Genomic DNA, 19787 nt, shown 5'->3' with positions numbered 1-19787 from the left:
CACTACATCCAGTACGACGCGGCACACGGGACCCGGGGAGCCACAACGTATGTCTGAGGGCCAGTACATCAACGTGATGCCGCACCCCCGCATCCTCGGTGTCCTGGGTGACATCGAGTTCGCGGCCTGGCAGTGCCTCGCCGAACTCGTGGACAACGCCTTCGACGTGTTCCAATCCTCCCCCGAGACGGGGAGCGAGAGGCCCACCGTGAGCATCTCACTGCCGACCGCTCAGGACTCGCGGTCCACGGCTGAGGTGCTCGTCCAGGACAACGGCCGGGGCATGAGTCTCGACGAGGTGCGCAACGCGATCAGCGCCGGCTGGAGCGGCAACGGCCGACACGGCGCCCTGGGCCTGTTCGGCATGGGCTTCAACATCGCGACCGCCCGGCTCGGGCGCAAGACCGTCGTACGCACGGGACGCGCCGGCGACTCCTACTGGACGGAGGTCACGCTCGACCTTCCGGAGATCGAAGCGTCGGAGGAGTACCAAGCGCCGCACCGCCAGTTGCCCAAATTGAATCCCTCGGAGCACGGGACCGTCATCACCATCAGCGACCTCAAGGGTGAGCAGTTCGAGGCGCTTCGTCGTGCGAACGCCCTGAAGGTGATCAGGGAGAAGCTGAGCGACGTGTACAGCTACCTCCTCACGGAGCGTGGCTTCCTGCTCACGATCAACGGGAAGAAGCTGCCGCCTCGGAAGCCCTGTGTCTGGGACGAGAAGCGCACCGTCACCCGACGGGGCGTGGAGATCAACGCCGTCCAGCGCATAGACGTCGCTCTCACTGACAAGAAGGCGTGCATGGCTTGCGGGTACTGGAACCCGCTGGACGTCGAACGCTGCCGAGAGTGCGATCAGGACCGTCTTGTGGTCCGTTCCCGTCGCATCTGGGGTTGGCTCGGAGTCCAGCGCTACGTGCACCGCACGGACTACGGCGTCGACTTCCTCCGCAACGGCCGCAAGATCCTGCTCAAGGACAAGCGAGTCTTCTACTGGACCGACGAGGACGGCCTCGGAGAGCCGGAATTGGAGTACCCGATCGACTCCAAGGCGGCCACGGGCCGCATTGTCGGAGAGATCCATTGCGACCACGTCACCCCGAACTACCAGAAGACCGCATTCGAGTTCGAGACCGCAGAGTGGCACCAGGTGCTCCGAGCCATCCGTGGCGAGAGCCCGCTGCGTCCGGAGATCGCCAAGCGGCGACAGCTGCCGGAGAACGAGAGTCCGCTCGCCCTCCTGTACTCAGGCTTCCGCCGCCAAGACGCGGGCCTGAACTACTTGGTGCCCGGAAACGGCAAGGAGGCCATCCACGAGAAGACCGTCCAATGGGCGAAGCTGTTCCGGGACGGACACCCCGACTACCAGAGCGACGAGATCTGGTATGAGGCGGCGTACAGCAACGATCACCCGGTCCAAAATGAGCCGGACCCTGGCACCGACAGCGATGCAGACGAGCTTCTGCCCGGTCTCGGCCCCGCTTCGCCCGGTGAGGACAAGGATCAGGAGACACCTGCGGTCGATGAGGTTCCGCCGGCGGCCGAGGATCCGGCAGAGACCTTCGAGCAGCGGCTACAACGCTACCGTGACGGTGCCGACCAGTTCCCCGACCTCGCCGGGGAGTACTTGATCCCCGAGATGGGGCGGGTCGAACTGAGAGTCTGGGCCGTGCGGGACCAGCGGCTCACCAACGCCAAGGACCAGGAGACCCCGGCCTTCGCCATCATGGTGCGGTCCCCGCAGCTGGAGGTCTTCGTCGACTCCGATCACCACCTCTATCGCGAGCACGGGGTGGACATGCGTGACGTCGCGCTGCTGGAGGCGGCCGAGTACATGCGCGTCCGGAAGAACAACAACTCCACGCCCCTGACCCAGCTGCTGCTCCTGTTCAAGGAGCGCTCCTCCAGCCCCCGGCTGACGCCGACCGCGATGGCCGATGAAGCTGAGCGGCTCCTGGAGCGGATTCGCACGCTGATGGCCCCAGTGATCGCGGAGACGCCGGCCGTTCACTGGCTGCAACTGCGGGCAGAGGAAAGGGAGGCCGCCGAGGAGCGGTTCGCCCTGGAATCCGAACCCGGTCTCGACTGGAACGAGGCTGTTAACAACGGCGACTTCATCCGCTTCGCGCCCGCCAGCGCCATTCTGCGCGTCATCAGCGAGTCTCCGGCGCTCTTCATGGACGGGAAGGTCTTCCGACGCTCGTATGCCGCGCTGTCGGCCTCAGACGCACGTGACTTGATGGTGGAACGCTTGATGAACCCCTTGAGCGACCTGGCGCTTCTCGCCCAGCACCGACCCAAGGTCACGCCCGAGGAGCTGGGACGTATCCGTGTTAGCTGCCGCCTGATCGCCCGTGACCTCGCGGACGACAGGTGAGGATCGGAGAGGCGATGCACAGCTTCCTGGACCCAGGCCCACTTCTCGACGCCGGGCCTCTGCAGTTCCCGAGGTGCGTCGAGCGGCTCCTGTGGCATCTCGGCTTCACAGACGTCGCCGTCATCGACGGCTCCGGCGACGAGGGTGGCGACGTCCTCGCGCGCCGGCGGGGAGAGCTGTGGGTCTTCCAGTGCAAGTGGAAGCGGCGCGGAGTCGTCGGCGCTGACGCCGTGGACGAGGTCGACAACGCGCGGGACCACTACAGCGCGCATCAGGCCGTCGTTGTGACCAACAGCCGCTTCAGCTCGGACGCCCGGCGCCGGGTCGACGTACTGTCCCGCATCCGCCCGAGCATCCACCTCTGGGAGGGCGGTCACCTCGCCCGCAGTTTCAAGGGACTCGCACCCCGCTTCGGGGAGGTGACACCCCGGCCCTACCAGGCCGAGGCGCTCTGGGCCCTGGACAAGGACCTGGACTCCCACGGACGCGCCCTGCTCATCCTGGCGACAGGGCTCGGCAAGACCGTGGTGGGCGGTGAGGTCATCGCGGCGCACCTCCGTCGTCACCCCACGGATCAAGTTCTTGTGGTGGCGCACGCCAAGGACCTGGTCCAGCAACTCGAACGCGCGCTATGGCGGCACCTGCCCAGGGAGGTCCCCACCCGCCTGCTCACCGGAGACACCCGCCCCGACGACCTGTCCGGAGTCACCTGCGCCACCGTCGGCTCCGCTCTGCCAGCCGCCCGCTTCGGCTACCGGCCGGCGCTTGTCATGGTTGACGAGGCGCATCACGTCGGCGCGGACGGGCAGTACGACGAACTACTGGAAGTCCTGTCCGCCTCCAGGCAGTTCGGGGTCACAGCCACACCTTGGCGAGGCGACGCTCACGACATCGGCCACCACTTCGGGCCGGCGAGTTTCACACTCGGCATCGAGGAGGGAATGCGTCGGGGCTACCTGGCGCAGGTGGACTACCGGTTGTTCGTCGACAACGTCGACTGGGATGTCGTCAAGGCGGCCAGCGAGCATGAATACGGCCTGGCGGACCTCAACGCCCACCTCTTCCTGCCGCAGCGTGACGAGTCCATCCGTGATGAACTAGCTGCGGCATGGGCGGCCACCGCCAACCCCCGCGCCATCGTGTTCTGTCGCACGGTTGAGCACGCCGAACGACTGGCCGAACTCCTGCGTCGAACCCCCCTTTGGTCCGGAGCCTTGGCCTTGCACGCGGGCCTGGCCAAGCGCGAGAGGCAGAGCCGCCTTCTCGCCTTCCGCAGCGGCGAGGTCCCCATCCTCACCTCTGTCGACATCCTCAATGAGGGTGTCGACGTCCCCGACGTCAACATCCTCTGCTTCGCCAGGGTGACTCACTCCCGCCGGATCTTCGTCCAGCAGTTGGGACGGGGGCTCCGGCTCAGGACGGGCAAGGAACGCGTGACGGTGCTCGACTTCGTCAGCGATCTGCGGCGGATCGCGGCGGCCCTCAACATCAAGCGCAGCCTGGAGGGCGGTGAGGTGGAGACCCTGGACCAAGTCGCCCCATCGCGCATTGAGTTCAACGACCAACGAGTCGCGACCCTTATGGAAGAGTGGATCAAGGACGCGGCCAGCCTCGAAACCGCGTACGACGAGCACCGCCTACAGTTCCCGTCCGCCCTCGCCACCCTGGAGTAGCCGCCTTGCCCCAGCTCAACCTTCCCGAAGCTCTCCGTCGTCGCATCCTCCTAAGCATGTACCGCACCGCCGACGAGCTGGACTGGGAGTTCCTGAGCAATCCCGGGAAGACCGCTCAGTACCGTCGCTGGTTCGATGATCCTCAAATCGGCGGGGAGCTCCGAGACTTCGCCAGCGACCAGGACGTCCGGGTGTGGATCAAGGACGTACCGATGAAGGAGTACGCCAGGGCTCAGGAGGGTATCGGCAAGTTCGTCCCGTACGTCCGCCGCCGTTTCCGCGGGGCGGACGAGATCGTCCAGTTCTTCTGCGGGCCTGGCTGGTCAGTGGTCCCCGACTCGGTGGAAGGCAAGCCCAACCACTGCCTTGCCACAGATGGGAAGACCAAGCGTTACATCTGTTGGGGTAAGGCCGGGGTCTTGAAAGACCTCATCTGGGCAGTGCTGAACGAGGCGATCGACTCGCCCAGCCGCCCCGGTATCGTGATCACCACAAGGGACGGCGAAACGATTCCCCAGCACGCGCGTGAGCGTCACGTTCGGCTCGCGAATCACTGCGGCGTCGACCTGAGCCACCTGCACCGAACCATGATCGATAACCCGGAGCTCATCACGATGCCCTAGATCGCGATTCTTCGGATCTTCCGTGGCCGCCCACTTCTGCGGGCCAAAGTGGTGGAGGGGGGACGAGCGCTCGCCTGACCTGGTTGGTAGGGCGAGCGCCGGGAGCATGGCGTTCGAAGTTACGGCTTTTGGTGTGCGGAGGTGGCGAGGAAGCCGTCGGGGCCGAAAAGGGCCGTGCGATTCAGATAGCGATTGAAGTGGTCGCAAGCCGGTTCGCCCAGATGCAAACAGGCGGGGCAAGCGCCGCCGTTACGTTCACAGGCGGGATCCATAGCACACCGGGACTCGGCGCCGGCGATGCTCGCGAGCAGGATGTGCAGGTCGTTCTCAAATACAGCTTGCAGGCCACCAAGGACAAAATCACCTCGGCTGGCTGCGAAGACGAAGAAGCCGTTGTGCCGAGGGATGAGGTATTCGCCCAATCCCTCGCGGTCAACACCAGCGAAGACAGCGAGTTGGCGGATGGCCCGGTGTGCGTAGGAGTGGATGAGGGTGAGAAGGTCCCGGCCGACGGGCGACGCGTCATCCGGGTCGCTGAAGCGAGAAGGCGGGGTGACATGAGCGGCGAGAACGGTGCGGGCGGTGCGCGCGTCGTCTGCTGGCGGTAGTACATGCCCGCGTTGACGCAAGGCGGTGTGGACCAGGAGGGGGTCGAGGCGGAAAAACAGGGCCTCCGTGGATCGCAGGTCGGCATAGATCCGTCGTCCGCTTTTACCCGTGAACAGGCTCAGGCGGGAGGTACCAGGCTCACCGCCGCCTCGTGTGTACCCATATACGGCCTTGAGGACGGGGAAGTCTGTGAACAGGTCCACCCCAGCTAGTCCTGCGCGCTGCAGAGCGGCGGGATAGTGGACTTGGTAGCGGGTCTGAACAGCGGGCGGGGTAGCAGCAGTGACGAGGTCGGCAACGCGCTGGCGGGAGCCCTTCTCGGTAGCTGCCAAGGCAACGTCTACGGCCTCCCGTTCAGCGGCTTCGATTTGCAGGCTGTGGGCATTAGCCAGCTCGCCGAGGTCTTCCTCGGCACCCAATTCTCCTGCTGCGCCGGCCACGGCGGCCATCTGCTCGGCAACCGCGCGGGTTAGCCCGGAAGCGACGAGCTGGTCGACCAGGGAGGTCTGGGTCTGGCGGCCTGCACCAGGCTCGGAGTCCTCAAAGCCGCCCAAGGCCCAAAGTAGAGCACGACGCGGTCCGCCAGACTCGGTGACGCGGCGCATCGCGGCGCGGCTGGCTGGGTTGATCTGTGTGAAGGTCTGGGGCGTGTAGACGCTGGCAGATCGGTGAACGTTGTAACGCAGGTACTCCGCGTTCTTGGCCTCTGAGTATCGGCGCCCGCAGGAACACTTACGCCATGCGAAGCCCTTCTGGATCTCCTTCTGGCATACCGGACACTCGAAACGGATGCGTGCGGCATCCATGCTCGACTGGTGAGGCATGCGGACCTGTCGGTGCTCCCTGCACAGAGGAATTGGGGGTTGTTCCAGCAGTCCGCAGTCATGGAACCCGACGAAGTGCAGCTGTCTCCAGTGGTTGCTCCCGCACTGACAGGTCTTGACGGTGCCGGTCTCCACACGTCGGCATCCGCGGCACACCCATACCAGGGGAAAGCGCTCGACGCGTACTCCTCGTTCGGGGTTAACCCCCACGACTTCGACCGGGCCGCCTGCACGCAGATAATTCACGGCGGTAACGTCCAGGCCGCGGCCTACCCAGCCTTCGAGTTCGGAGATCAGGCGGCCCCTAATGATCGAATCCTCCACATCGACGGGGCGCGGGTCTTTCCACTCAGCGGTGCGCCAGATTCCGCCTTTGAGGTCAGCGGTCTGCTGTGGGAGGAAGCTGTAGAGGATCTGGGATCCGCTGCGCTCGTCCTTCATTGCTGTGCCTTCCCTGGTTTGGTTAGTCGTCGCTGACGGGGATCTGGGCTTCGACATCACGCAGGGAACGCATGGGTGCGCGTGCGAGCAGTTGATTGGGCCACTTGGCTCCGTCTCCAGGGTTCTCCAGGCGCATGAAGTACGTCTCGAGCTGACGGGTCACGTCGGTGAAAGCCAGATGGTGTTCTTCATCCACTCCCAGGGCGGCGGTGCAGGCCCGCGCCTCCTCCGCAGCGGTCAAGCCCGTCTGAGCGGTGTACTTCCGGAGCAGGTCCACGGTGGTAAGCCGTCCGCCAGCCGAACGCGGTTCGTGGACGAACAGACGGCGGGACTCGATTGCCGCGCTGGTGGTTAGCTCCAGCACACGACGGCTGGCGCGAGTGATGGGAATGGGTTCCACGAAGCGGTCGCCCTGCTCGATGAAGGGCCTGAACTGGGAGAAAACGGCGGAATCCCGTTCGCGGCCGATCTTGTGGATGACGTACACCAAGCCGGGATGGGCGCGTCCCACGCGGGCCGTGGCCTGAATGAACTCCGCAGTTGTCAGCGGCACGCCGAGCACAGTCATCACATTCAGCCTGTCGACGTCCACGCCGTGCGAGATCATCGAGGACGCGGTGATCACGTGCAGGCGGTCAAGGAAATTCGTCTCAGGACGCAAGAGGCGTTGCAGGGTCTCGCGGACTTCCTCGAATGGGGTTTGACCGGTGAGTTGGGCGGCGTTGAGAGGCGTGACGGGGACCTGTGTTCCGAGGGAGCGCCTGGCGGCCTCAACATCACGCACAGTGTTGCCGTACACCACATGAGTGCCATAGAGGTTCAGAAGCATGGGCACGTGGACGGGGTCGACGCCTGCCTCAGCACATACGGCCTGGGGCTCGTCATGCAGACGGCGCACAGACTGCTGGAGGATGGTCGTGGTCCGGTCTGAGACCCACTCAAGTGTGACTCCGCGCGGCCACACCGCGACGAACCTGCGGAGCAGTCGATCCGTCTCACGAGACCAAAAGGACTCGCGAGCAGAGGGGCCAGGAACTGGGAATACCCGGCCGCGTCGGTTGTACAGAACCTCTACCTGACGCTCGAATCCCGTCAGAGTCGCCGACGAGGCAATAATTTTCGGGGCTCTACCGGTGAGCTCCGTCTGCAGGGCGTCCAGCAATGACTCGTAGTGGGAGTCCACCGCGCCCAGGGAGTCACGTAGCAGGTGCAGTTCGTCTTGCAGCCGGAAGGAGGGGGCGAATCGCGCGCGGTCCCTAGGTGCCAGCGGCGTGGTCTCGCCGGGGCAATCGGGGACCAGGCAGCCGGTAGGCCGCTTAGCGCGCTTCGCGTACGTGAACCCATGGCCGGGGCGTGAGCAGCGTCCGGCCGGTCCCTCGAAGAAGCCCCGCATGCCTCCCTGCATAGCAATCAGTGCGGCCTTGTCCAGGGTGCCGATAACGACGGTGGGCAGGAAGCGGTAGATCTCCTGGTCGACGACATACACCGGTAGCGGCTTACCATCGCTGGGGCAGCCAGGTGCCGCGCACAGATGACGCAGTGTCCAGTCACCGCGGTGGAACTTCATGCGGATCTCCTTCGACCCGCAGAACGGGCAGGCGGTGAGAACCTGGTAGCGGTCCGCCATACGAGGCTCGTCCACGTCGATGGGGTTGTATTCGGTAGGCGCGATAGGAATTTCGTTGGGGGTCGCGCCCGCACCGATGAAGTACCCCAAAGAAATCGGCTCCCCCCCGATCGCGTGTTGACGACGCACCAGCTCGGCTGCGGCTAGGGCGTCCGCGAAGCGCTGGGTCTGTTGAAGGGACAGCATCCGTAGGGGGAATCGACTCCAGGCCGTGATGCCCGCGAGCTTCCCGCGCAGTCGATCATAAAAGGCGGCTAGGACAAGCAGACCGAGATACGTCTCGGTCTTGCCACCGCCGGTGGCAAACCACACGATCTCGACCTGCTGCCAATCTTCGCCCTCGTTCACCAAGGAGGGCAGCACTGAGAGAATGAAACCGATCTGGAACGGGCGCCAGCCCACGTAGCGCCCGCAGGCAGCGCGGCGCATGGCGCGATTCATGAGCTGGAAGGCTTGACGTAGATCGGCGTCCTGTTCCAGAACGGCCACGCCGGCACGTAGCCGCTGGAGTTCGGCCGTGTGCTCCGCAGCAGCTCCCACGGCTTCTTGGAGCATCTCCGGCTTCCAAGACTCCTCTGTGGCACGGCGTTGCAAGGCTTCCGAGGACCAGTGCTCGAGTCCCCAAGCCTCATACGCCTCCACCAGCCGCGCGAGGATGGCCACCGGTTCTTGGGCCAGATGCTCGAAGGTCAGCGGCAACACCCCGGCGTTGGTCCGCTCAAAAGTGTATTCAGGGCGATATCGATCGACAACGACCTGATCGGTGGTAACAAGTTCATTGACGCCCCGGAGAGCAACACCACAGTTAATGCCGATGGCCGGCAAACGCCGGTCGTAGCGGAAGCTCTCGGGCAGGGATTCCAGCAGGAAAGGAGTGGTCCGCAGGTCCAGGACCGTCAGCTCCACTTCGAAGAGATGACGCTCGCCTCGCTGACGCGAGCCGTCAGGCGTGGTGTTGACGAGTTCCACCACGAGCTCAGGGCTGCCGCGCCAAGACTCGTCCGTTACGCGCACCTCCGCGCACGAGCCCACCGCACCCGCCGCGTCCAGGGCCTCGGCGATCTGACGCCTGCCGAAGACCACTCCTGCGGCCCCCAATGGGACTTCGATCGGCACCACTACGTCGATCGACGCCGTCTTCTCCCACTTCTCGCCTCGCCCCTCCGAACCGCGCACCTGGTTCCAGGCCAGCGCACGCAGGCGTGCCCGCAGTGTCCATGGCCCCTCGATCTCGGGCCGCACTCGCAGGCCAATCGCGCACGGGTCCATGCGCCGCTCTCTACGTACGGCGGCCGCTTCGCTTTCCGGAGCCAGCCGGCCCAACCAGTACACCCCGGCCGGGTCCGCGTCCAAGACGTTGTCCCGGTCCCCTCGTCCTTCTGCTGTTACCTGGCTGTCGAGCCAGTCCACGAACCGGCTCTGCGCCTCCACCACGTCCTGCGTCACGTCGCCTCCATCGCCAAGAATTCCAGCGTTAGCTGCCTGAGGCTGCAGTTATCCCGCAGCCGCTCAAGCAACTTCTTCTGCAGTTGCCGCACCCACTCGCGGGTGCAGCCAAACTCCTTGCCCAACGCGTCGAGCGTCATGGGATCCTCGCCATCCAGTCCGAAGCGCCCCTCCAACAACCGCGCCAGACGTGGGTCGGTGCCGTCGAGCAGAGTGCTGATGGTCGTGAGGATCTGCTCCTTCAAGAGCCGGCGGATGATCTCGTCTTCCGGCCGTTCCGCCTTGGCGGCCAGCACCAGATCGCCGAGAGTGGCACCACCTTCCTCGTCCACTGGGACATCCAGGTGGATGATGGGGGCGGAGTAGTCCAACAGAGCCTGGATCTCCTCTCCCTTCTCACTCAGTCCCTCGGCCAGCTCCGCCACCGTCGCGGATCGTCCGTTGCGCTCCTCGAAACGGCGCGCGTACTGCTGCACACGCCGCAGGTCGTCGCGGACGTGCACCGGCAAGCGGACCGCGGAGCTAGTGTTCGCGATGGCCCGGCTTACCGATTGCCGCACCCACCAGCTGGCGTACGTCGAGAACTTGTAGCCCCGCGTCGGATCGAACTTCTCCGCCGCACGGTTGAGCCCCAGGACTCCGTCCTGGATCAGGTCGTCAAGCTCCAGGTCGCCCGCGCTCGGCAAGTACCGCCTCGCGATATCGATAGCCAGGCGCACGTTGTGCCGAACGAGCACCCTGCGGGCCGCCTCACCGTCACGTACCAGCTCAGCCACTTCATCCGACACCTCACCACCCTCCGCTGCCCGTAGTCCCATCTGGATGCGTCGGCCCAATGCCACTTCCTCCTCGGCCGTCAAGATGCGGTGGCGCCCGATCCGTCCCGGGTAGGCGTCTGACTGGTTGTCGCCACTGGACGCCGTCGGCCCGGTGTCCGTCCTGATCCCACCGCGATCCGCACCCTCACCCCCCGGTTCTTGGCTCAGCACCCCGTACTCGCGCAGCATCGTGATGACGCGCCCCACCTGCTGCGGATCGATGCCTCGACGGCTCGCAACCTGAACCACGTGAGCACGCTCAAGCCGGCCCAGACGCTCGCTGTCCTCCATGAGCGCCTCGACGCAGGCTTCGATCACGTCTTCCACTTCGAAGACGCCTCCCCCTGGATTGAAAAAGTGAATTACCTGGACCTCGAGCGATGCCGTTGACCTTCCCTCGGTCCAGTGGGGAAAAGCTAGGACGACAGATCAGCCGAGCGCAAGCGAAAGCCCGATTAATTGACATACGGAGCGGTAATCGATAAAGGCCGAAGACGCGACGCGCGAGCGTCAATTTGGGCGCTAAGTCCGACTCGTTGACTCGCCACACCGTGGGCGCTAAGTTCGCCGCACAGGCTAAAACTTCTTTCAGCGGCGGCGCAGCCGACTCCGTGGGTCCCCGCCCATCCAGGCAAGTCGTCTATGCCCTTGGGGACCTTCATAACCACGGTCGGAAATGATTGACGAATATTGATGGCACGCTCGCCACGCGAGGCTCCTCGCTTTTGAGAAATCACCTGTAGAACAACCAAGCTGGCAACTTGGAGACTCGAGGTGCTGGTGAGGTGGTCGTGCGGGCGGGAAAAGCAGCTGGGGCGTTCCCGATGGGCTCAAGTCCGACGCGCCCTCGGCCCTGAGCAACGCAGTCGATAATCTCAAGGACATGGCAGCAAATCCAGCTGCAGCAGCAGATAATTGGACGACTTACAGATTCAGATCCCGGTTGTCGACATCGCCATAACGGGAATGCGAGACACCCTGATGGCGGAGATACCTCGCACGGCGGGTGCCATCGACTCCCGCCCATGCTTTCCCCATCCCAAGACAGCAGGGTCAGCTCTTCGCGGCGTACGCCCAGGCGTCTTCCGGGGACAACCCACGACAAGGCCCTAACCTGCATTAGCCAGCGCCCGGACTGCTGCGGGAGACTGGAGGCTGGTCGGCATCCAGAGGCGAACACGACATGGACTCTTTCGAGTTGGGGCGGTTGACGGATCATGATTTTGAGGTGGTCTGCCATGATCTGTTCAGTGATGTCCTCGGTATACCGCTGGAAATATTCCCGCGCGGCCGAGACCGCGGCATCGACCTGCGGCACACTGGTTGCGCCGGGACAACCGTCGTGCAGTGCAAGCACTGGCCGCGCGCGACCCAGAAGACTCTGATCAGACGCCTGATCAAGGATGAACTGCCCAAGGTCCGCGCGCTGGCACCCGACCGTTACATCGTCGCCACGACGGTCGGTCTGACCGTCGACGGCAAGGAAGAGAGCTCCGCGACGCCTTCTCCCCGTACGTACGCAGCACCAGCGACCTGTACGGCGTGGACGAGATCGTCGCCGAGCTGCTGCGCCGCCCGGACCTGGTCCGACGACACTTCCGGCTCTGGCTGAGCAGTACCGCCGTCCTTCAGACCGTGCTGAACCAGGACCAGTACCTGCGGTCGTCCTGGCTTCAGAGGCGACTACCGGGCGTCGCCGACACCTTCGTCCCGCACGAGGGCTTCGAACGAGCCCAGCAGCTTCTGGACACCCAGCAGGTCTGCGTCATCGCCGGCATCCCCGGGGTGGGCAAGACGACGGTGGCGCTGATGCTCACGGCCTGGCTGTGGGCAACGGCTACGAGGTCCACGAGATCACCCAAGACGTCGACGAGATCGGCACCCTGTGGCGCGAGGGCACTCGGCAGGTGTTCCTCTACGACGACTTCTTTGGGCGTACGACCCTGGACACGCCGTTGAACAAGAACGAGGACAACCGCCTGCTGTCGGTGATCCGGGAGATCCAGGAGACACCTGGCAAGGCACTGGTGATGACGACCCGCGACTACCTGCTGGAGCACGCCCGTCTCCGGTACGACCGGCTGGTCGCACCGGACGTGTCGGACGCGGTCAGCGTGATCCGGCTGACCGACCTGCATCGGCGGGTGCGGGGCCAGATCCTCTACAACCACGTCCACCACTCCTCCCTGCCACCGGACGTCAAGCGCCGGTTCGCCGATCCGAAGGTGTGGCGTCCGGTGGTTCGGCACAAGAACTCCAATCCGCGTCTGGTCCAGGAGACCCTCCGGCTGTCCGCGCGCCGGGGCCAGGACGTCGCCGCGGCGATGCGGAAGAACCTGGACGACCCCCGCCGCGTATGGGAACGCATCGTTGAGAACGAGCTGACGGACGAGGCCGTCCACATGCTGGAGGTGCTGTTCACCTTCAAATCCGCCGGTCTGGACGACCTGGAGGAGTCCTGGCGCTCGTACCGCAAGAAGATGGAGCGGGCGGCGGACGGCAGAACCTTCCGCAGGGCACTGCAGCTGCTGGACGGCACGATGATCTCGGTCGAACAGGGGCGGGTGGCATTCCACAACCCATCGATCGAGGACTATGTCCGCTTCCACCTCGACGCCGGCCGGGCCCACTTCTCGGAACTCCTCAAGGCACTCGTCCACGAGGAACAGGTGCAACGACTCGTCGCTGCAGCTCGTATGGCTGACGGGGCGGGCATTCTGACCCGACTGCGGGAGCACGAGTCGACCGTGAGCACCATCGTCCAAGCGATGGGCGGTGACATGGAGACCAGGTTGTGGCACAAGGACGAAAGCCGGTCGACGCATCTGGAGTGGGTACTGGAGACGGCCGAGTTGCTGGACTCTGCCACGCTGGCCGCGTACGTGATGCAGGAGACGGTCTCCCCGTTTACCCCCTATGGACCCTTCTCCCACCTGGAGGGCCTGATCAACTCTCTCGATGCCAGCCCGTTAGTGCCGCGGGAGCACGCCCAGCGGTTCCGGGAAAAGGTGACTGCCGCCATCCACGCCGAAATGCTGGAGTACGTCGAGGCCGGCGACTGGTACTGGTCCATCGCGCTGTACCACCAGCTGCGCCGGACACCGTCCAGAGCCTCCCGCGAACAGGCGACCGAGGGTCTGGTCCAGAACGGCCTGGAAGAGCTGCGCCGGCTCGCCGCGCAGCCCGAGCGCGAACCACGTATTGCCTACCTGGAACTGTTGGAGGAACTGGTGGACTTCCTCCTGGAGCAGGGGCCGAGGACGAGCTGCCCGAGCAGTTCGCAGTCGTGTACGGCAGAGCCGAGCGCGTGTTCGCGCTCCGGGAAGCAGAGCGGAACGAGTGGCTCCAGAAGCACCTAGTCCAACGGGATCCGTCCGAGCGTTCCGACGTCGCTCGCGATCACACGCTGGTCACCGACCTGATGTGCAAGCTCGACGACACACGCTGACCGCTTCCCGCTGGGAGCCATCTGGGAGCCAACCCGCTCCCCAAGCCCCTTCCAGACCACCCGACACCACCGCACGCCAGCGCTCTGACCAGGCAAAACACCAAACCGCCCGGTGTCGATCTTGCCCGAACCTCATTCGGGACGAAGAGGTCGTGGGTTCAAATCCCGCCACCCCGACAGCTAAGTAGCAGATCAGGGCCACCGACTCACGTGAGTCGGTGGCCCTGATTCGTTGTGCGTGTCTATCTGCGTGACTACCGCTTCGGAGGCGCGGGCGTGCCGAAGACCCCGTCCGTCGCCGTCGCCGGCAACGGCGCATAAGCATCGCGGCGGCAGTGAGTACGCCGCCGCGACAGGGGTGGCCGCCAAGAAAGGAAGCGGATGTCTTCGGCGCCGAGTTCCTGACTGGGACAGCATCTCCTTCCCGTCAGCGGGGTTGTCGGCAGAGGTCAGGCACGGACTCCTGGGGAGCAGTCGGAAAGCGCCCGGCCGGGAGAGGCACGCGGTCCCGTGGCCCCAGCTGGTGCCTGCGCGCTTGTCGGTGGCCGCCGAGACACTGCTCCTGCTCAGCGCCGAGGTGGCCGGATGCCGTCCCTCCCCTCCCCTCTGGGCTGTCACCAGCGAACGTCCTCATGCAAAAGTCGCTGAACAGACAGGCCAGGCACAGAACGAACGCGAGGAGCAGCACATGCGCGACGGGGGACCGCAGTGGACACTGACCGTGCCCACAGGCGGCGACGCACTCCGGCAGGAACGCCTCACCCGGGATCTGCACGACAGCCTGGGGAGGGTTGACGGTCTCGTTGTCGGCTTCCATGACGCCGAGGGGCCCGCCGGACCGGGCCGCAAGGGCACGGGCATGGGCGAAGTGGCCCTCTGGGCCGCTACCGGCGCCGCTGTCGTTCGGCCGGCGTCCCAGGTCCTGATCACGCTGATCAAGGAGTGGTGCGCCAAGGAGCGGCACCGCAGGGTCGTGGTCACCATCGCGGGTGACTCCGTCGAGATCACCGGGCGCCCCGACGCCGCGCAGGAACGCATGGTCCGGGAATTCCAGGACCGGATCTCCGGCGATGACGGCACCGCACCGGATGACACCGCGGCGTGACCCGCCTCCACAAGCGCCGGGCTCTCCTCATCGGCAACGAGCACTACGACGACGGCCGCTTCTCGCCACTCGCCTCCGTCCGAGCGGACGTATGGGGGCTTTCCCAGGTCTTGAAGCACCGCAACATCGGCAACTTCGTCTCCGTCCAGACCGAATCCGATCTGGCTGCGGACGACATGCGGGCGGTCATCGGTGAGTTCCTTCAGGATCGCGACGAGGACGAGCTCGCGCTCGTCTATGTCTCCGGGCACGGTGTACGCACGGTGCGCGACGGCGGCGAGTTCCATTTCGTCGCCAAAGACACCGACTTCGACAGAGTGGCCGCGACCGCGGTCAGCGCCGGGTTCCTCAATGACGCGCTGGAAGAGTGCGTCGCACCGCAGAAGATCGTGATGATCGACTGCTGTCGGAGCGGCGGGTTCGCCATGGGGCTGCGTACATCGGACCGTCGTCCTGACAGTTCTGTGGCGAAATCCGGTGAGGGTCCCCCGCTGACCAGCAGAGGTGTGTACGTACTGTCGTCCTCACGTGCCGGGGAGGACTCGTTCGCCGACGCGGGCGGCGGCGACGTCGTGAAGCCGTCGGCGTTCACGGGTGAGGTCATCGAGGCGCTGCGCACGGGGAAGGTCAGCAAGGACGGCGGCAGCGCGGTACAGGTCAGCGACCTGTTCCACTATGTGAACCGGCGTATGCGTGCCCAGGACGGCGGCCGTCAGGTCCCGGTGCAGTCCGCGCTCGGCGTCGACGACCGGATCGTCATCGCGGACAGTCCCTTCGGTCGGGCCCCTACCCTCGATCCACTGCGCCCGCGACCCCGCCCCGGCGTCGAGGAGCCACCGCGGCCGCATCCGGCGAAGTCCGCTCCTGCACAGCCCACCTGGACCGCCCTGCTGGACTACTACCGCGAGTGCGTCATGGCCGAAGACGCCGAGACGCCTCTGATGGAGGTGGGCCACCAGAACACGTCGTACGTATGCCTGGAGGGCTCGGAGAGGTTCATCTCCGGCGACGTGGACGACGACGGATGCACCGCGCTTCCCGAGGAAGCGGCCGCGCTGGTGGACGCGGCGGCCGAGGAGGACGCGGAGCTCTGGGCGGGCTACCCGGCCGTGGTCCTCACCGGGCCGCGTTCCGCGGCCCCCTGGCGGCATCCGAAGTTCGCGCCGCTCCTGGTACGCCGAGTCGAGATCGTCCAGGGCGACGGGGAGGTGAGGCTGAAGCCGTACGGTCCTGTCCAGCCGCACCCCCAACTGGCCCTCGACTGGATCGGTGAGGAGGAGGCCACCCAGCTCATCGACACGTTCCAGCCGTCTTGGCATCGGGGGCAACACGACCGTATGGCGTTGGAGGTACGCAACCTCCTCACCCAGGAGTTCGAGCTGCCGTGTGTGCAGGAGCTCCAGCCCGACCGGCTCGCCGGCCGCATCGATGTCCACACACCTGGTCACGGCGCCCGCAACACCGCGATTCTCTTCTCCGCGCGCCCTCAGACGGGCTTCACCAAGCGCCTGCTCAACGACTTCGCCGACATCGCCAACCGGACCGATCAGATCGAGAAGACCGCTCTGGGGGCCCTCGCGCCCCAAGCCTCGCAGCGGGACCGATCCCTCGGCCACACCGAGCCCCAACCGGTGCGCCTCGTAACGCCCTTGCCCTGCAACGAGGGGCAGTCCACGGTGCTGCGGTCCGCGATGAGCCGCCGACTCACGGTCGCCACCGGGCCGCCCGGCACGGGCAAGAGCCAGTTGGTCGCCAATCTCGTCGCGACCGCGATCTCCGCCGGCCAGACCGTACTGGTCGCGTCCACCAACAACGAGGCCGTGGACGAGGTTTGGCGCCGCTGCGACACGCTGGTGCCCGGCAGCATGGTACGAACAGGTTCGGCCCGGAAGAACGCCAAGAGCAACGCGGAGCACGAAGTGGCCGCGTTGCACGCACTGCGCACCGGCCCGGAGCCGTCGTGCACCGTGGCCACGGCGTCCATGGAAGCGGCCGTGGCCGACGATCGGCTGACAGAAGTGCGGAGCACCCTGGCGCACATCGCGGAGACGGAGCTGCGGCTGCGCCGGGCAGGTGAGGCCCGCGACCATCACGCGCAACAGCTCGGAATCGCCGTTGCCGACCTACAGGACCTTCTGGATCGTCTGCCCCGACCGAGCGAGTTCGAGGACAAGGCGCGCCGCCTCTCCCGGGCGCGCTTCCTCGGATCGTGGCGCCGGACCCGGTTCCTGCGCGGTGCAGGCCTACAGGGGTACGACGGCGATTCCGCCGTCGGCTGCCTCGCGCTCGCCGGCTTCGCCGCGGCCGAGACGGAATGGCGCGAGGGGCGCGAGCACGCGGCCTCCGTGGATGACTCGGCGCTCGCGCGCGCACTGCGCGACGCCGAGAACGGCGTCCAGGAAGCCTCGCGTACTCTCCTCGCCACCACGGTGCAGACCGCCGCCTGGACCGGGCGCCGTCGCATCCTCGATCTGCTGACCGCCCAGGACGGTGCTCGCAGCGACTGGCCGCAGATGCGGAAAGTTCTGGGCCGCTCGGACGGCTCGTCGGACACCCCCGCGGTCGCTGGGTGGGCCGTCACCAGTCTCTCCGCGCGACGCTTCCCGCTGGCCCCAGCCCTGTTCGACCTGGTCGTCATCGACGAGGCCAGCCAGTGCGCGATCCCGCACATCCTGCCGCTGCTCTTCCGTGCGCGGCGCGCCCTCGTCATCGGCGATCCCATGCAGCTCACCCACATCACGAAGACCAGCCCGCACCGCGAGGCGCTCATTCGCCGGGAGAACGGGCTGCGGTCCGAGTGGCTCGAGAAACACCGCCTCGCCTACCGGCGCCACTCCGCCTTCCATGCCGCCGAACGCGCCGTGGGCGGCACGTTGCTCCTCGACGAACATTTCCGCTGCCATCCGCACATCGCCGCGATCTCCAACGACCTCTTCTACGACGGCGGGCTGACCGTCCTTACCGACACTCGCGGCCGCCCCGGTCTGCCGCGGCCCGCCGTCATCTGGACGGACGTGCCGGGGCGGGCCTCGCGCCCCCGGTCAGGTGGCTCCTGGGTCAACGAAGACGAGATCCGAAAGGCGCACGACAGCGTCAACTACCTGCTGGAACAGCTACCGCCCGAAGCTACCGTCGGTGTCGTCACCCCGTTCGCGCCGCAAGCCGAAGCACTGCGGCGGCGGTTGCGACCGTACGACGAGCGGCGTCTGCGCATCGGTACGGTGCACACCTTCCAGGGCGGTGAACGCGATGTCATGGTGTTCACCCTCGTCGCCGGGGACGGCATGCACCCCGGCGCCGTCGAATGGGTCGCCGGACAACTGAACCTTTGGAACGTCGCCGTGACCCGAGCGCGCAGTCACCTCATCGTGGTCGGGGACAAGGAGCGCTGGCGGAAACGGGGAGGCGTGGCCGGCGCGCTGCTGGAGGCCGCGGAGCGCGACGGCGTACCCCGGCGTGACGGCACCGAAGACGTGCTGCTCAAACGCCTGTACCGGGCCCTTGCCCGCGAGGTGGGAGCCACTGTGACGCTGGGCGAGACCGTTCACGGGTACCCGGCGGACGCTCTGGTGGGAGGGGCCGGCGACACCGCCACCAGAGCTGTACTGCTGGACAGAGGAGTCGAGGAGGGCGCCGATCCGGCACGCCACCTCCGACTCATGCTGCACCGGCGCACCCTTCTGAGCAGCCTGAACGGTGAAGTCGAGGCCGCTCGTTGGCCGGCCTGGAGGCTGTACGAGACGGACGAGCAGCGGGGATGAGCCGGACCCCCTCACTACGATCACCCGCATGGACTGGCTTGAGCGGGTCGCGAAGCTGAGGCAGTGGAGTCGGGGTGGGGTGCGGGCGCCGCACAAGCCGTTGTTGCTGTTGTACGCGCTGGGGCGGTACCAGGCTGATGGCGAGGGCGAGTTGGTGTACAGCGCGGTGGAGGGGGATCTGCGGCGGCTGCTCGTGGAGTACGGGCCGCCGCGCGCGACCACGCCCGCCTACCCCTTTCACCATCTGGTCAGCGACGGGGTGTGGGAAGTGCGGACCGAGCGCGGTCTCGGCAGCCCTGGCACCGGGGTGCGGGAACTCCGTGCCGGCCGGGCCGCCGGGCGGCTCGTCCCGGAGCTCCGGGCCGCGATCGGGCGGGAGCCCTCGCTGCTGGGCCGCATGGCGAGGATCCTGCTCGATCTGAACTTCCCCCCGTCGCTGCACCAGGACCTCTGCGACGCGGTCGGCCTGGAACTGGAAGCCGTGGAGGCCGGCGGGCCCGCCATGCCAGAGCGGCGTCAACGGGGGCGCCACATGCGGGAGTTGGTGCTGGTGGCGTATGAGTACCGGTGTGCCTTCTGCGGCTACGACGGCCTCATCGGCACGACCTCCGTCGGGCTGGAGGCCGCGCACGTGCGCTGGTGGGCCTTCGACGGGCCCGACGACATCGACAACGGCCTGTGCCTGTGCTCGCTGCACCACAAGCTCTTCGACAAGGGCGTCCTGGGGATAGGTGACGGTCACCGCATCCTGGTCTCACAGCGCTTCGTCGGGCGCAGTCAGGTCGCCCGCGAGCAGGTCACCGCGCTTGCCGGCCGCCCCGTCCTCGGCCCCCAGCCCGGTATCCGCCCCGTCGCGGAGGCCCACCGTTCCTGGCACACCAGTCAGGTTTTCCACGGCGCTCCACGGTCCGCCGCCACCTGAGCCCGCGCCCCTACCGCGAACAGGCCACGGCGGTCCACGGTTCGCCGCCATCTGAGTCGGCGCCCCGACCCTCCAACAGGCGGGCCTGCGTGCTGGGTTCGGGGCCGGAGGAG

At 66.3% G+C, this 19787-nt stretch carries 10 protein-coding genes and 1 pseudogene; 8 read left to right on the top strand and 3 right to left on the bottom strand.

Annotated elements, in window-relative coordinates; genetic code table 11:
• The first annotated feature begins 49 nt into the window (after positions 1-49).
• The 3 genes from N4G70_RS23010 to N4G70_RS23000 are packed head-to-tail and all read left to right on the top strand — an operon-like array spanning position 50 to position 4673.
• Positions 50-2377: an ATP-binding protein gene (locus N4G70_RS23010; protein WP_261714585.1), complete on the top strand. Its 2328-nt coding sequence runs from the start codon at positions 50-52 to the stop codon at positions 2375-2377.
• 14 nt (positions 2378-2391) lie between these two features.
• Positions 2392-4050, top strand: coding sequence for a DEAD/DEAH box helicase (locus N4G70_RS23005; RefSeq protein WP_261714584.1), 1659 nt, complete (start codon positions 2392-2394; stop codon positions 4048-4050).
• Positions 4051-4106: 56 nt separating this feature from the next.
• Complete coding sequence (locus N4G70_RS23000) at positions 4107-4673, top strand: hypothetical protein (protein ID WP_261714583.1); 567 nt, start codon at positions 4107-4109, stop codon at positions 4671-4673.
• A 119-nt stretch (positions 4674-4792) separates the two neighbouring features.
• Here N4G70_RS23000 and N4G70_RS22995 read toward each other — a convergent pair whose 3' ends face one another.
• The 3 genes from N4G70_RS22995 to N4G70_RS22985 are packed head-to-tail and all read right to left on the bottom strand — an operon-like array spanning position 4793 to position 10765.
• Positions 4793-6547 carry a hypothetical protein gene (locus N4G70_RS22995; RefSeq protein WP_261714582.1) on the bottom strand — a complete coding sequence of 585 codons (1755 nt, stop codon included), beginning with the start codon at positions 6545-6547 and terminating at the stop codon, positions 4793-4795.
• A gap of 22 nt (positions 6548-6569) precedes the next feature.
• Positions 6570-9620, bottom strand: coding sequence for a helicase C-terminal domain-containing protein (locus N4G70_RS22990; RefSeq protein ID WP_261714581.1), 3051 nt, complete (start codon positions 9618-9620; stop codon positions 6570-6572).
• Positions 9617-10765, bottom strand: coding sequence for an RNA polymerase sigma factor RpoD/SigA (locus N4G70_RS22985; RefSeq protein WP_261714580.1), 1149 nt, complete (start codon positions 10763-10765; stop codon positions 9617-9619). Before N4G70_RS22985 ends, N4G70_RS22990 begins: the two co-directional genes overlap by 4 nt.
• An 856-nt stretch (positions 10766-11621) precedes the next feature.
• On the opposite strand from N4G70_RS22985, the gene N4G70_RS22980 reads away from it, so the two are divergent.
• The 5 genes and pseudogenes from N4G70_RS22980 to N4G70_RS22960 all read left to right on the top strand — a co-directional run bounded on the left by N4G70_RS22980 (position 11622) and on the right by N4G70_RS22960 (position 19674).
• Positions 11622-12050 (top strand): restriction endonuclease, encoded by a 429-nt coding sequence (locus N4G70_RS22980; protein WP_261714579.1) that lies wholly within the window; start codon positions 11622-11624, stop codon positions 12048-12050.
• Positions 11981-13797 (top strand): annotated as a pseudogene (locus N4G70_RS22975) (hypothetical protein). The gene N4G70_RS22980 and the pseudogene N4G70_RS22975 overlap by 70 nt, the downstream one beginning before the upstream one ends.
• Before the next feature lie 777 nt (positions 13798-14574).
• Complete coding sequence (locus tag N4G70_RS22970) at positions 14575-14991, top strand: hypothetical protein (RefSeq protein ID WP_261714577.1); 417 nt, start codon at positions 14575-14577, stop codon at positions 14989-14991.
• Positions 14988-18752 carry a caspase, EACC1-associated type gene (locus tag N4G70_RS22965; protein ID WP_261714576.1) on the top strand — a complete coding sequence of 1255 codons (3765 nt, stop codon included), beginning with the start codon at positions 14988-14990 and terminating at the stop codon, positions 18750-18752. The genes N4G70_RS22970 and N4G70_RS22965 overlap by 4 nt, the downstream gene beginning before the upstream one ends.
• A 28-nt stretch (positions 18753-18780) precedes the next feature.
• Positions 18781-19674 (top strand): phosphorothioated DNA-binding restriction endonuclease, encoded by an 894-nt coding sequence (locus tag N4G70_RS22960; protein ID WP_261714575.1) that lies wholly within the window; start codon positions 18781-18783, stop codon positions 19672-19674.
• Positions 19675-19787: the final 113 nt, after the last annotated feature.

Origin of the sequence: Streptomyces sp. ASQP_92 (genome assembly GCF_025399895.1) — a bacterium.
Lineage (GTDB): Bacteria > Actinomycetota > Actinomycetes > Streptomycetales > Streptomycetaceae > Streptomyces.
Note: the sequence above shows the minus strand (reverse complement) of the source record. Positions and strands in the feature narration are given on the sequence as shown.